Annotated in this window: 11 protein-coding genes; 5 read left to right on the forward strand and 6 right to left on the reverse strand. The window is 68.5% G+C overall.

All coding sequences use genetic code 11. The features are described from left to right. Positions 1 to 9: 9 nt before the first annotated feature. The 4 genes from tsaC to ABD002_RS08205 form a co-directional block, all read right to left on the reverse strand. Positions 10 to 573, reverse strand: a complete 564-nt coding sequence (gene tsaC / locus ABD002_RS08190; RefSeq protein ID WP_343789274.1) for an L-threonylcarbamoyladenylate synthase type 1 TsaC — start codon at positions 571 to 573, stop codon at positions 10 to 12. A gap of 295 nt (positions 574 to 868) precedes the next feature. After that, the gene (locus tag ABD002_RS08195; protein WP_343789277.1) at positions 869 to 3,328 is read right to left on the reverse strand and encodes a DNA topoisomerase I; all 2,460 of its coding nucleotides are present in this window, start codon (positions 3,326 to 3,328) and stop codon (positions 869 to 871) included. A gap of 229 nt (positions 3,329 to 3,557) precedes the next feature. Further along, entirely contained in the window at positions 3,558 to 4,736 is a 1,179-nt protein-coding gene (dprA, locus tag ABD002_RS08200; protein WP_343789280.1) for a DNA-processing protein DprA, read from the reverse strand. 83 nt (positions 4,737 to 4,819) lie between these two features. Further along, entirely contained in the window at positions 4,820 to 6,004 is a 1,185-nt protein-coding gene (locus ABD002_RS08205) for a LysM peptidoglycan-binding domain-containing protein (protein WP_343789283.1), read from the reverse strand. A 380-nt stretch (positions 6,005 to 6,384) separates the two neighbouring features. Between ABD002_RS08205 and def the strand changes: the two genes are divergently transcribed. The 5 genes from def to ABD002_RS08230 all read left to right on the forward strand — a co-directional run bounded on the left by def (position 6,385) and on the right by ABD002_RS08230 (position 12,060). Next, a complete protein-coding gene (gene def, locus ABD002_RS08210; protein WP_343789286.1) occupies positions 6,385 to 6,888 on the forward strand; it encodes a peptide deformylase in 504 nt (167 codons plus the stop codon). 185 nt (positions 6,889 to 7,073) lie between these two features. After that, complete coding sequence (gene fmt, locus ABD002_RS08215) at positions 7,074 to 8,015, forward strand: methionyl-tRNA formyltransferase (protein WP_343789289.1); 942 nt, start codon at positions 7,074 to 7,076, stop codon at positions 8,013 to 8,015. Between the two features lie 46 nt (positions 8,016 to 8,061). After that, on the forward strand, positions 8,062 to 9,372 hold the full coding sequence (gene rsmB / locus ABD002_RS08220) for a 16S rRNA (cytosine(967)-C(5))-methyltransferase RsmB (protein ID WP_343789413.1): 1,311 nt from the start codon (positions 8,062 to 8,064) through the stop codon (positions 9,370 to 9,372). 13 nt (positions 9,373 to 9,385) lie between these two features. Continuing rightward, positions 9,386 to 9,898: a DUF4390 domain-containing protein gene (locus tag ABD002_RS08225; protein ID WP_343789292.1), complete on the forward strand. Its 513-nt coding sequence runs from the start codon at positions 9,386 to 9,388 to the stop codon at positions 9,896 to 9,898. Then, positions 9,877 to 12,060, forward strand: a complete 2,184-nt coding sequence (locus ABD002_RS08230; protein WP_343789295.1) for a sensor histidine kinase — start codon at positions 9,877 to 9,879, stop codon at positions 12,058 to 12,060. Before ABD002_RS08225 ends, ABD002_RS08230 begins: the two co-directional genes overlap by 22 nt. A gap of 45 nt (positions 12,061 to 12,105) precedes the next feature. Here ABD002_RS08230 and ABD002_RS08235 read toward each other — a convergent pair whose 3' ends face one another. Both ABD002_RS08235 and ABD002_RS08240 read right to left on the reverse strand, forming a co-directional pair. Then, a complete protein-coding gene (locus tag ABD002_RS08235; protein ID WP_343789298.1) occupies positions 12,106 to 13,101 on the reverse strand; it encodes a glycosyltransferase in 996 nt (331 codons plus the stop codon). Then, complete coding sequence (locus tag ABD002_RS08240; protein WP_343789301.1) at positions 13,098 to 13,982, reverse strand: glycosyltransferase; 885 nt, start codon at positions 13,980 to 13,982, stop codon at positions 13,098 to 13,100. The genes ABD002_RS08235 and ABD002_RS08240 overlap by 4 nt, the downstream gene beginning before the upstream one ends.

Raw genomic sequence — 13,982 nt, forward strand, 5'->3', positions numbered from 1 at the left:
TCCCCTGCTTCAGGAACGCACGAAATCCCCGCTGATAGCGTCGCGGATTGGCGTTGGCCGCTCAAGTCCCCCTAGCGCGCCGTTCAGGATCGCGTCGAGATGGTCGCCGAACGCGTTGCGCACGTCTTCGGCACTGCGTGCCGGCGCCTCGCCGTGGCGATTCGCGCTGGTCGAGACCAGTGCGCCGCCGAACGCGCGACACAGCGCCGCCGCCACGGGATGCGCGGTTACGCGCAGTGCGATGCCGGCGTGGGTGCCGGCGACCCACGCGGGGACGTCGGCCGCGCGTGGGAAAATCCAGGTGTGCGGGCCGGGCCAGCTCGTCTGCGCACGTGCGAGCGCGGCGGGTGGTGTTGCGGCCAGATCGATGTACGGCGCTACCTGCGCGAACTCGGCGCCGAGCAGCAGCACGCCCTGCGTCGGCGGGCGTTGCTTCAGGGCGAACAGGCGTTCGAATGCCATGCGATTGTGCGGATCGCAGCCAAAGCCCCAAACCGCCTCGGTCGGATACGCGACGACGCCGCCTGCGCGCAGCGCGGCAACAGTAGCGGCGAGGTCGGTGTCGGTCGTCATGGCAACGAGCTGCTCGATCCTGATCCACGAGTGGATGGGCACCCTTCTTCCGTCGGGAGAGAGGTGGCGCGACCGCGGTCGACTCGATCGACCGCGAACGGCGTTGGCCGGCGCGAAGGGCGAACGCCAAGGACGGTGTGAGTCACCGCCGGATGAGGGTTCGGGCCGAGCAGTGGCGTCACGTTCCGAGCCGAACCTTCACCCCGACCCCTCTCTCGAGGGAAGAGGGGTTCACTCAAGGGCTGAACTTTGACTCAATCAGCAGCGCTCCGCATCCATCGACGTCATTCCCTCGTCACGAAGCAGCTGAACGCTTCTTCGCGGCGGTCTTCTTCGCCGCCTTCTTGGCCGCCTTCTTCGCCGCGGCTTTCTTCACGGCCTTCTTCGGCGCCGCCGCCTTCCTGGCCGGTTCGGCCTTAGCAGTCTTGGTCGCCTTGCTCTTGCCGAAGCGCCCACCGCCGCGCTTGGGCCGGTTCGGCGCCGCGGCGAGCAGTTCGACGCATTCGGCCTCGGTCAGCTCGCGCGGTTCCTTGTCTTTCGGGATGCGTGCGTTCTTCTCGCCATCGGTGATGTAGGGGCCGTAGCGGCCATTCAGCACCTGGATGCCATTGCCGAAATCCTGGATGACGCGGTTGGCGATCGCCTCGGCCTTTTCGCGCATCAGCTGCAGCGCGCGTTCCAGTTCGATCGTGTACGGATCGTCCTCGGGCTTCAGCGACGCATACACCGCGCCGTGCTTGACGAACGGGCCGAAGCGGCCGACGCCGACCGTGATGTCCTCGCCGTCGTCGGCCTTGCCGAGTGTGCGCGGCAGCTTGAACAGCTCCAGCGCTTCCTCGAGCGTGATCGTGTGCATGCTCTGGCCGTTGCGCAGGGAGGCGAACGTCGGTTTGTCCTCGTCATCCTTGGTGCCTATCTGCGCGAACGGCCCGTAGCGCCCCAGGCGCACCTGCACGGGCTTGCCGGACTTCGGATCGGTGCCGAGCTCGCGCGCGCCGGTTGCCTCGGAGCGGTCGACGGTCTCGTTCTTGTCGTCGACCTGCGCCTTGAACGGCTTCCAGAACTTCTCCAGCAACGGAACCCAGTCCTCCTCGCCGCGGCTGACCGCGTCGAGCTCGTCCTCGAGTTTCGCGGTGAAGTCGTAGTCGACGTACTTCGCGAAATGTCCGGCCAGGAACTTGGCGACCGCGCGGCCGACGTCGGTCGGCTTGAAGCGGCGCGCATCGAGGATCACGTATTCGCGGTTCAGCAGCACCTGGATGATGCTCGCGTAGGTCGACGGGCGGCCGATGCCGTATTCCTCGAGCGCCTTGACCAGCGAGGCTTCCGAATAGCGCGGCGGCGGTTCGGTGAAATGCTGGTCGGCGTTGATCGCGGCCAGCGGGACGGCTTCGCCGATCGTCATCTTCGGCAGCTTGCGACCCTCGTCCTCGTCCTCGGCGTTCTTCTGGTCGCGACCTTCCTCGTAGACGGCGAGGAAGCCCGGATCGATCACCGTCGTACCGCTGGCGCGGAACATCGAATCGCCACCGGCGTCGAGGTCGACGCTGACCGTGTTCAGCGTTGCATGCTGCATCTGGCTGGCCAGCGCGCGCTTCCAGATCAGCTCGTAGAGCTTGCGCTGCTCGTCGTTGAGAAAATGCGCGATGTCCTTCGGCCGGTGCAGCGCCGAGGTCGGTCGGATCGCCTCGTGCGCTTCCTGCGCGTTCTTCGACTTGTTGCGGTAGAAATGCGGATGCTCGGGCAGTGCACGCGGGCCGTAGTCGCGGCCGATCACCTCGCGCAGCTCGTGGATCGCGTCGGCCGACAGCGACACCGCGTCGGTACGCATGTAGGTGATCAGGCCGACCACGCCCTCGTCGCCGAGCGCAACGCCCTCGTACAGGCCCTGCGCGATCTTCATCGTGCGGCTGGTCGTGAAGCCGAGCTTGCGCGCAGCTTCCTGTTGCAATGTGGACGTGGTGAACGGCGGCGACGGTCGGCGCTTGCGTTCCTTCGATTCGATGTTCGCGACGACCAGGCGGCCCTGTGCGGATTTCTCCAGCGCACTGCGCGCGGCCAGTGCATCGGTCTCGTTGGTCAGGTCGAACTGTTCGAACTTCTTGCCGCGCAGCTTCAGCAGGCGCGCCTTGAACGCCATGTCCGGGTGCGCGCAGTCGGCGTCGATCGTCCAGTACTCGCGCGCCTTGAACGCCTCGATCTCCTCCTCGCGCTCGGCAATCATGCGCAGCGCCGGCGACTGCACGCGACCGGCAGAGAGGCCGCGCTGCACCTTGCGCCACAGCACAGGCGACAGGTTGAAGCCGACCAGGTAGTCGAGCGCGCGGCGTGCCTGCTGCGCATTGACCAGGTCCATCGAGAGCGCGCGCGGATGCGCAACCGCCTCCTTGATCGCCTTCGGGGTGATTTCGGAGAACACCACGCGATGCAGCGCGCGGCCCTCGAGCAGGCCACGCTGTTTCAGTATCTCGGCGATGTGCCAGGAGATCGCCTCGCCTTCGCGATCCAAGTCGGTCGCCAGATACAGGGAGTCGGCCTGCTTGGCGGCTTTCGCGATCGCATCGACGTGCTTCTCGTTGCGGTCGATCACTTCGTAGTTCATTGCGAAGTCGCGTTCGGTGTCGACCGCGCCTTCCTTCGGCACGAGGTCGCGCACGTGGCCGTAGGACGCCAGCACGTGGAAGTCCTTGCCGAGGTATTTGTTGATCGTCTTCGCCTTGGCCGGCGATTCGACGATCAGGAGATTCTTTGCCATCTGGATTCCTTGGCCGTTCGGACTGCAGTGCGGCTCAGGTGCCGCGCGGACCATCCGCGGGAGCCATGAACGACGGTGCGCAAGAGTTGCGCCTTATTTAGTGGAAACACGCCATGAGGCGGGCTGTCAAGCAAAATGCCTGTGGTTCATGTCCCGCGTGCGGCGAACCGTGGATTGGGTCGTGTTTTCGCAACACAAGGGAATCGTTGAAGATTTCATCCATTCGCGGTCAGCCCTGGCCGGGCACGCGGCGCGCGTAACCGCCGCCGCGCGCGGCGACGACCTCGCCTTCGAGTTCGAGCATCAGCAGCATCGAGGACAGCGTAGCGACCGCGAGCCCGGTGCGTTCGGCGAGCTGGTCGATGCCGAGCGCGTCGTGGCCGAGCGCGGCAAACAACTTCGCGTAGTCCGCGCGCGGCGGCGTTGCGGGCCGCGTGCCTGGTGGCGGCGGCTGCGACGTCACGACAAGCGGCGCCGACTGCGGCGCATCCAGCCGCTCACGCAACGAACTGCCCAGCCGCTGCGCAAGCGGGGCGAGTTCGCTGATGATTTCCTCGGCGGTCTCGACGAGCTTGGCTCCGCTGCGGATCAGCTGGTGGCAGCCGCGCGCCAGCGGATTGTGGATCGAGCCCGGGATCGCGAACACCTCGCGCCCGCTCTCGCTCGCGTTGCGGGCGGTGATCAGCGAGCCCGAGCGCACGCCCGCCTCCACGACCAGAGTGCCGAGACTCAGCCCGGCGATGATCCGGTTGCGGCGCGGAAAGTGGGTCGGCTGGCCCGGCGTGCCGGGTGGGAATTCGCTAACCAGTGCGCCCTGCATGGCGATCCGCGCGGCGAGTTCGCGATGCTTCGGCGGGTAGACCAGGTCCGGCCCGGTACCGAGCACTGCGATGGTGATGTCGCCGGCGTCGAGCGTGGCCGTGTGGGCGGCACCGTCGATACCCTCGGCGAGGCCGCTGGTGACCGCGAAGCCGGCCGCGGCCAACGCCCGCGCAAACGCGGCAGCGGTCGCGAGTCCACCCTGGCTCGCATTGCGGCTGCCGACGATCGCGATTTGCGGCCGCCATAGCGCGCTTGCGTCGCCCGCCACGAACAGCGCCGCGGGCGGCGACGGGATCTCGTTGAGCAGGGCCGGGAAATCGCTGGTGTCGAAGGTCAGCAGCGCGTGCTCGGGTGCGGCCAGCCAGGTGAGGTCGTTCGCGATCGTGGCCGCGTCCGGTGCGCGCAGCCAGCCAGCACAGGCCGCGTCGGCCGCGCGCTCATGCTCGCCGCGCCGCGCCGCCGCGAGTGCCGATTCGGCGCTGCCATGGCGTGCCAGAAGCGCGCGCAGCGTGGCCGCGCCAAGGCCGGGCGCGCGCAGCAGGATCAGCCAGGCCTCGAGCGAGGCGCGATTCGATTCGACATCCATGGCGCAGTGTAGCCAGCCCGAAAACGGCCGCGGCGCGATGTTGCCATCGCGCCGCGTAGGAAATTGCCGATCGAAAGCCGCGGCTATGGTGTCTTGTTCGGATCGTGCAGGAAGTCGCCGAGGTGGACCGGCTTCACCTCGTCCATGACCAGGCCGTAGCTGACGCGCTGGAACGTGCGGAAGACCATCACATGACCGATGAATTCCGGCGGCAGCGTGACCCTGGCATCGCGAGGATGGAAGAACTTGCGCACGCTGCCCTCGGTGTAGTCGGTGCGGTCGACGACTTCCTCGCCCGGATGATAGATGCTGAACGTGGTGCCGTTGTCGACGCCGTCCTCGGCGCCGCGCGACAACGCGACAACCTGGCGCGGCCCGATCGCGTTGAGCGCGTCGGAGAACGCGATCACGCGCATGTTGTCGGGCGCCTTGGCCGGCGAATGCGGTACGTACTGGTCGTCGTAGGGCTTGTCGTCGATCGGCAGTACGTAGTCGCCGGGACGCACCTCGAAATCGGAATAGGTGACGAGAGCAGAGCTGACGTCGGCGCTGCGGGTCACCTCGGCGACGCCGAAGTCGAGCATCTCGTAGCCGCGGAAGCGCACGCTGCCGTGCAGCGTGAACTCGTTCGGGCCGTGCCGCCACAGCATCGCCGGGCGGCCATCGCGCGCATCCGGTTTGTCATAAGGGCCGCCGCTGGTGCCTTGGCGGTAGACCTCGCGCGGCGCGTTGTCGTCGGTCGGCGGCATGTCGTAGTAGCGGCCCATCGGACGCACCAGCGCGAGCTTCTGGCCCGGCTGCGCGCTCAGGCCGCGCACATAGACCAGCTGACCGGCGGTGCCACGCAGCTGGTTCTCCTCGATGCCGACCACGTGCGGCGCGTTCTTGTATTCCTCCTCGCTGACGATGCGCGTGTTCTTCAGCCACTGCTTCAGCGCCGACAGCGGGATCGGCGGGATCGCCGCGCCGAGCTCCGTCGAGCGCGCGTGCGGTCCGATCGAGCCGCTGCCGTGACCGACATGGTTGCCGGACAGCACGAGCTCGTCGCCCGGATAGATCAGGTGCGGATTCTTGACCTGCGGGTTGTCCTGCCAGATTTCCGGCCAGGCCCACGGCTTCTTCAGGAAGCGCGCCGAGATGTCCCAGAGCGTGTCGCCCTTCTTGACGGTGTAGCGGTCCGGGTGGTTTTCCGCCCATTCGACGGTCGCGGCATACACCGTCAGGGTGAAGAGCAGCCCGGCGCAGACCGAAAGCAGTTTTTTAAGCATGACTGCCAATCCCCTCATCCCCAACGGTTTTCCCGAGTGTAATGCAAAAGTTAATGCGTAGAAAACGAACTGCGTCGCACCGTCCGACAGTCGTCGGGGCTGCCGAGGCGCAGGATCCCCGGGTAGCCGCGTGGGCTGAGCGGGCGGCTGCAGGCGGCCTGCCACGTGGGGTTTGTGCCGAGCGACGAAGGCCTGGACCCCGCGAAAACGTGACGCACGGGGCACTATGACGATGGAGTTCCCGCTCGTCGGCATGACCTGTCAAATGGAAGCCGCGCGTGTGCTGCATCGCGCCAGCGCTCGCCTCCCGCTAGAATGGCCGATCGTCCCGCACTTGGAACCGCGCAGCCGCACCCGCATTTCGGCCTCGTGGTGATCTCATGGCCAAACTGAACATCCTCGAATTTCCCGACCCGCGCCTGCGCACCAAGGCGCAGCCGGTAACCGTGTTCGACGCCGCATTGAAGCAGTTCGTCGCCGACATGTTCGAGACCATGTACGCCGCACCCGGCGTCGGTCTCGCCGCGACCCAGGTCGACGTGCACAAGCAGCTGCTCGTCGCCGACATGTCCGAGAACAGCGACCAGCCACTGGTGCTGATCAACCCGCGCATCCTCGAGAAGGACGGCGTGCAGGTGTTCCAGGAAGGCTGCCTGTCGTTCCCGGGTATCTATGCGGACGTCGAGCGCGCGATGCATATCAAGGTTGCCGCGCAGGATGTCGACGGCAAGGAGTTCGTGCTCGACGTCGAGGGTCCGCTCGCAGTCTGCGTGCAGCACGAGATGGACCACCTTGTCGGCAAGCTCTTCGTCGATCACCTGTCGGCGCTCAAGCGCACGCTGCTGCTGAAGCGCCTCGAAAAGAAACGCCGCCAGAGCGCCTGACGCGCACCGTCACCCCGAGCGTTGCGTAGGAGCGGCTTCAGCCGCGATACTTTTCTTTTCCACGAGCGATTTACGGCAGGAGCATCGCGGCTGAAGCCGCTCCTGCAGGGCGCGGTGGATCGTCCATCAGGGTTTCCGCCTACACTGCGTGCCCGAAACGCGCCGATCGTCCGACCCGGATCACCATGACCCCACCGCTGCGCCTGGTCTTCGCCGGCACGCCCGACTTCGCCGTACCCTCGCTGCGGGCCTGCTTCGCCAGCGGCGCCGACGTCGTAGCGGTCTACACGCAGCCGGACCGGCCGGCCGGGCGCGGCCGCAAGCTGGCTGCGAGTCCGGTCAAGGAAGCCGCACTCGTGGCCGGCGTGCCGGTCGAACAACCCGAAAGCCTGCGTGACCCGGCCGCGCGCGAACGGCTGCGCGCACATGCGCCGGACCTGATGATCGTGGTCGCCTATGGCCTGATTCTGCCCAAATCTGTGCTCGCGATCCCGCGCCTCGGTTGCTGGAATGTGCACGCCTCCCTGCTGCCGCGCTGGCGTGGCGCCGCGCCGATCCAGCGCGCGATCCTCGCCGGCGACATCGAAACCGGGGTCGATCTGATGCAAATGGAAGCCGGCCTCGACACCGGTCCGGTGCTGCTGGAACGGCGCACGCCGATCGCGCCCGACGACACCGGCGGCTGCCTGCACGACCGCCTCGCCGCACTCGGTGCCGAGACGCTCGCGAGCGGTCTCGCGCGCGTGCTGCGCGGCGAGACGCTGGTCGCGCAGCCGCAAGTGGTCGAAGGCGTCACCTACGCGCACAAGCTGGACAAGGCCGAAGCGAAACTCGACTGGAACGCGCCGGCTGCCGCGCTCGCGCGCAAGGTGCGCGCGTTCAATCCGTGGCCGGTCGCGGAGGCGGTGATCCACGGTGAACGTGTGCGCATCTGGTCCGCCGAGGCGATCACCAGCCGCGTCGATGCGGCGCCGGGCAGTCTGGTCGCAACGCACCGTGACGCGATCGATGTCGCGACCGGCGAAGGCCTGCTGCGCATCCATGAATTGCAACGTGAGGGTGGTCGGCGCATGCCGGTACGCGACTGGCTCAATGCACGCCGCGATGCGGGAGCGCGCGGTGGCTAGCGGTCCGCGCAAGCCGGCGCCGCGCCAGCGCGCGCCGAAGCCGCAAGTGCAGGCGCCCGGTGCGGCGCTGCGCGCCGAGGCCGCGCGCGCGCTGGCACGCATCGCGTACGAGGGCGTTTCGCTGCGCCACGCGCTCGCCGACGCGAACCCGCGCATCGCCGACTCGCGCGACCGCGCGCTGCTCGCCGCCTCGTTGTTCGCCGCCTCGCGCTGGTGGCTGCGCCTCGACGCGGCGCTCGATGCGTTGACCGAGAAACCGCTGCCGGCCAGGGCGCGCGAAGTGCGCGCCCTGCTGGTCGTCGGCGTCGCCCAGCTCGCGGTGCTCGGCCTCGCCGACTATGCGGCGGTCGGATCGTGCGTCGATGCCGTGCGCTTGCTCGGCCACACACCGTACGCGGGCCTGGTCAATGCGGTGTTGCGTCGTTTTCTGCGCGAGCGTGCGATGCTCGATGCGCGGCTCGATCGCGAACCGGTCACTCACCATGCGCATCCACGCTGGCTGATCGACGCGATCCGCCGCGACTGGCCGCAACAAGCCGAAGCGATCCTCGAGGCGAACAACCACGAGGCGCCATTGACGCTGCGCGTGAACCGCCGCCGTTGCACTCGCGACGATCTGCTCGGCAAGCTGCGCGACGCTGCGGTCGACGCCAGCGCGCATGTAGAGCTGCCCGAGGCAATCGTGCTCGCCGCCAGCACCGACGTGACGCGCCTGCCCGGCTACGCGGACGGGCTGTTCTCGGTGCAGGACGGCGCCGCGCAGCGCGTCGTCGACCTGCTCGACCTCGCCGCCGGCCAGCGCGTGCTTGACGCCTGCGCGGCGCCGGGCGGCAAGGCCGCGCATATCCTCGAGTGCGCGGAAGTGGAGCTGTTCGCGCTCGACAGCGATGCCGCGCGCCTGCCGCGCGTGCGCGAGAATCTTGCGCGACTCGGCCTCGCTGCGACGGTGGCTGTCGGCGACGCCGCCGAGCCGGCCGCATGGTGGGATGGCCGGCCGTTCCAGCGCATCCTCATCGACGCGCCGTGTTCGGCGACCGGGATCATCCGTCGCCAGCCCGATATCAAGCTGCATCGGCGCGGCGCCGACATTGCGCCGCTGGCGGTCACGCAGCAGAAACTGCTGCGTGCGCTGTGGCCGCTGCTCGCGCCAGGCGGACGGCTCGTCTATGCGACCTGTTCGCTGCTGCGCGCCGAGAACGAGGCGGTGCTCGCCGAATTCCTCGCCGCTTGCGATGATGCGCGCGCGCTGCCGCCGCCGGAGCGCTTCGGTCATGCGGCCGGCGCCGGCCGCCAGAACCTGCCGGGCGAGGGCGGCATGGATGGTTTCTACTATGCGGTGCTCGAGAAAATTCCCTAGTCTGCTGCTCGCCATGCTGCTGCTCGCTGGCTGCGGCAGCGTGCTGCAGCAGGCGCCGGGCAGCCTCGCCGTGCGCAACGCGCATCTCGCCCGCACTGGCGGCGCCGCGATCCTCGACCTCGGCCTCGACTGTCGCCTCAGCGGCCCGATGCAGGACGCGCTCGATCACGGTATTCCGATCACCTTGCGCATCGACCTGCGTGCCGGTCACTGGCCGCGTGCACTGACCGCGACGCAGCGCGTCGAACTGCGCTATTTCCCGCTGTCGCGCCGCTACCAGCTGCGCGAGCTCGATGCCGACGACGTGCGCAGTTTCTCGACGCCGGCGTATCTCGTCGCTGCGCTCGGAGCGCTGCGCCTGAACCTGCCGGCGGCGTTCCTGGCGCTACCGCCGGCGACACCGCTGCGCGTGTCCGCCGAAATTGATCCCGGCGCACTGCCGGGTGCGCTGCGCCTGCCGGCGCTATTCGAGCCGGCCTGGCGGCTGTCTGCCACGGACTACGCGTGGACGCTCGCGGCGCGCTGAATTTCTTCTTCCGGCGCGCGCTGCCGGCACTCGCCGTCGCGGCGCTGCTGGTCGCGTCGCTGAAACTGGCCGAGGACGCGGCCGGCGACACCGGCCGCTTCGCCGCGCATTACCGCTGGGTGCTCGGTGCGGCCGTGGTCGCACTGGCGGTGCTCGCCATCGCGATCGGCCAGCGCCTGTGGCGGCTGCGCGCGGACCTGATCCGCGAGACGCCCGGCGCGCGCCTCAACCGGCGCCTGCTGCGCGTGCTGATCGTGCTGGCGGTGCCGCCGATCGTGGTCGTCTACGGTTTCGCGCTGCGCTTCCTCGATGCGACCGTGGACAACTGGTTCAACGTGCGCCTGGAGCAGGCGCTCGATGATGCGCTCGAACTCGGCCGCATCGTCGTCGACGAGCATCTGCGCAGCGCCGAGACCGCAAGCGAGGGCCTTGCGAAACGCCTCGCGATCGATCCGCAGGGATCCGCGCAGGCCGCACTCGACGAGGCGATCGATCCGCTCGGCGCGATCCAGCTGACCGTGTTCGGCGACGACGGCCGCGTGCTCGCGACCGCGAGTTCGGATCCGCGCTATCTCAATCCGCCGCTGCCGGACAGCGCGCTGCTGATGCGCGTGCAAAGCGATCGCCGCTATGCCGCCGCCGAGCCGCTCGGCGATGCGCTGGCCCTGCGCGTCGCGCTGCCGATCGAGGCCAGCGGCGGCGAGCCCGGCCGCCTGTTGCAGGGCCTGTTTCCGCTGCCGGCGCGGCTGCAACCGCTGACCCGCGGCATCGAGAGCGCGAGCTTCGATTTCCAGCGCCTGAAGTTCCTGCGTGGTTCGCTGAAGCTGACCTTCGCGCTGATCCTGACCTTCGTGCTGCTGCTGTCGGTGCTGGTTGTCGTGCTCGCCGCGTTCGGCGTCGCACGGCGGCTGGTTGCGCCGATCGGGCGGCTCGCCGCGGCGACGCGCGCGGTCGGCGCCGGCCGCTACGACACGCCGCTGCCGGCCGCGAGCAACGACGAGCTCGGCTTCCTCGTGCATTCGTTCGCGCAGATGACGCGCGAGCTCGAATTCGCCGGCGCGCGCGCGCAGAAGAGCGCGCGCGAGACCGAACAGCAGCGCGCCTGGCTGGAGGCGGTGCTGGAGCGCCTGTCCGCCGGTGTGCTCGGCTTCGATCGCGACGGCCATCTGCGCGTCGCCAACCGGGCCGCCGAGGCGATCCTCAGCGTGAACCTGTCGCGTCATCTCGGACGCAATCTCGCCGAGGTCCGCGGCGAGCGTGCCGATCTCGCCGCGTTCGTCGATCCGCTCGCGCGGCATCTGCGCGAGAGTCCGCGCGAGTGGCGCGAGGAAGTCGTGATAGACACCGCCGAGGGCCGGCGCATGCTGATGTTGCGCGGCACCGCGCTGCCGGACCATGCCGGCTACGTCGCGGTATTCGACGACCTGACCGTGCTCAACCGCGCGCAGCGCGACGCGGCCTGGGGCGAGGTCGCGCGGCGTCTCGCGCACGAGGTCAAAAATCCGCTGACGCCGATCCAGCTGGCCGCCGAACGCCTGCGCCGGCGCTTCCTCGGTCGTCTGTCGCCGGAGGAGGGCGAGCTGATCGACCGCGCCACGCACACGATCGTGACCCAGGTCGAGGCGTTGAAGACGATGGTCAATGCGTTCGGCGACTACGCGCGGCCGCCACAGCTGGCGACGCGGCCGATCGCGCTGCATGCGCTGCTCGGCGAGGTGCTCGATCTCTACGAGAACGACCAGCGCATCAGCCTGACCCGGCAGCTCGCCGACGGCGAGCCGCGGGTGCGCGTCGATGCGGTGCGCCTGCGCCAGGCGCTGCACAACCTGCTCAAGAACGCGCTCGAGGCGATTGGCGAGACGCGCAAGCCGCAGATCCAGGTCACGACGCGGATCGTGCGTGACGACGAGCAGGACTGGGTCGAGCTGTCGGTGGCCGACAACGGCCCCGGCCTGCCGGCGGATTTCGGTGAACGCTGGTTCGAGCCGTACACGAGCAGCAAGTCACGTGGCACCGGACTCGGCCTCGCCGTGGTCAAGAAGATCGTCGAGGAGCACGGCGGAAGCGTACGCGCAGGCAATCACGCTCATGGCGGGGCGGAGTTCACGTTGCGGCTGCCGCTGGAAAACGTCGCCGCGCAGGGCAACCCGGCGCCGGCCTGACCGCTGTCGCGAATGATGGAGCCATCCGAATCGGACGTGCGCGATTCAGGAATCGGCAAGATGGCCGACCGCGGCGACCAGCCGGTTGCGGAACTCGCGATCGTTGCGCTCATACCAGGCACGCGCGTTGTCGCTCAGTGCGCGACGCTCGTCTTCGCTGAGCGCGAGCATGCGCTCGACGCCGGCCTCCAGCCCTTCGGCATCCACGAAATACGTCGTCGCGAGCCGCTGCACGCCGGTGCGCGCGTAGGGAACGAGAATGCCGCGGTCCGCGGCCACCATCTCGTTCATCGGCGGCGCCTGCGTGGTCAGCACGATCGCGCCCACGCTCATGCCCTCGACGAGGTAATGGCCAAAGCCCTCCGTCTCCGATGGGCAGAGATGGAAAAGATGGCGGTTCTGCAGGATGCGCAATTGCTCGTCGTCGAGATACTCGGTGACGAAACGCAGGTTCGGAGCGGTGATCGCCTCGCGCTGCATGCGCGCGCGCCGCACGATGGTCAGCGTCGGCCACGACGGCTTGCGCAGCCAGAGATCGATCAGTGCCTGGGTGCCCTTGTTGCCGCTGCGGCCGGCGAGATGGAAGAAGGTCGGTTCGCGCTTCACCTCGCTGCGCAGGCGGTCCGCGCTGGTGAAGCCGATGAATTCCGTGCGGGACGTCCTGGCCGCGAAGATCGGCACCGCATGCTGCGTCTTGACCAGGACGCGATCGAGCGCTTCAAGTTGCGATTCCCATGCCGGCTGGAACCACTCGGGATTGGGTACGAGCGCGTTGCGCCGCGCCAGCGGCAGGAAATTCGCCAGCAGCCGCTCCATCATCAGGTTGACGTCGAAGCGGCCATGCGCGGGACCTTCGCGCCAACCCTGCAACGCCAGCCGCGTGCGCAGCTGCAGATAGCGCACGTGGCGCGCCACGCCGCCCTGCCCGATCGTGCTGACGGTGACCGCAAACCCGGCCTCCGCGAGCGTCTGCGCGACCAGTTCGAGGTCGCGCGCGAGCCCGGCGTGGCGGTCCGGCGCGATCAGGTGGACGCCGCTCATGCCGGGTTCCGGATCTCGCGCACATCGGCCGGCGGTTCGGCGAACTCGGCCAGATAACGATCGATGCCGAGATCGCAGCGGACCGTCCGGTTGTGCACGGTCTCGCGCAGGATCCGGTTGTTCGGCAGAGTCGGGTCATCCGGATCGGCCGGTGCCCGCGAACCGTGCTCGAGATGGATAGCGAGCCCGGCGAACTTGAGCTGGCTGTGCCGAAGCCCGGCGTTGCGCGCGCGTGCCGCGAGCTCGAGGTCTTCGGAGCCGTAGCCCTCCATGCGTTCGTCGAAGCCATTGATCGCGAGAAGGTCGCGCCGCCAGAAGCCCATGTTGCAGCTCATGACGTGACCGCCGCGCCGGGAGCGGGCCATCAGCCGCGCGAGCAGCGGCGAGCGGAACGCGTAGTAGCGCTTGCCGTAGTGGAGCTTCTGGCGATCCGTGGCCGAAGGGCGGAACGTCGCGTCGATCCGCATGTCGAAGCGCGGCTTGCCACCATCGAGCAGGCGCCGGGTTTCGGCTTCGGTGGCGCGCAGGCGGGTGCCCTGGAAGAACTTTCCCGGCGCGGCGAGCAGCAGGTGATCGGCGACGAAGTGCTTGTGCAGCAGCATGTCGCCGTCGATCAGGATGATGTAGTCGCCGCGCGCGGCGGCGATCGCGCGATTGCGCGCGCGTGCGGCGCGAAAGCCCAGGTCTTCCTGCCAGAGGTGCACGAGTCGGCACGGGAAGTGCTGCGCGATTCGCGCAATCAGCAGCCGCGTTTCGTCGCGCGAGCCATCGTCGGTGACGATCACCTCGTCGGGGAGACGCGACTGCCGTGCGACGCTGTGCAGCACCAGCTCGAGTGCCTGCGGCCAGTTGTAGGTGATGATGACGAGACTCGTGCGCAT

Origin of the sequence: Dokdonella soli (genome assembly GCF_039523175.1) — a bacterium.
Lineage (GTDB): Bacteria > Pseudomonadota > Gammaproteobacteria > Xanthomonadales > Rhodanobacteraceae > Dokdonella_A > Dokdonella_A soli.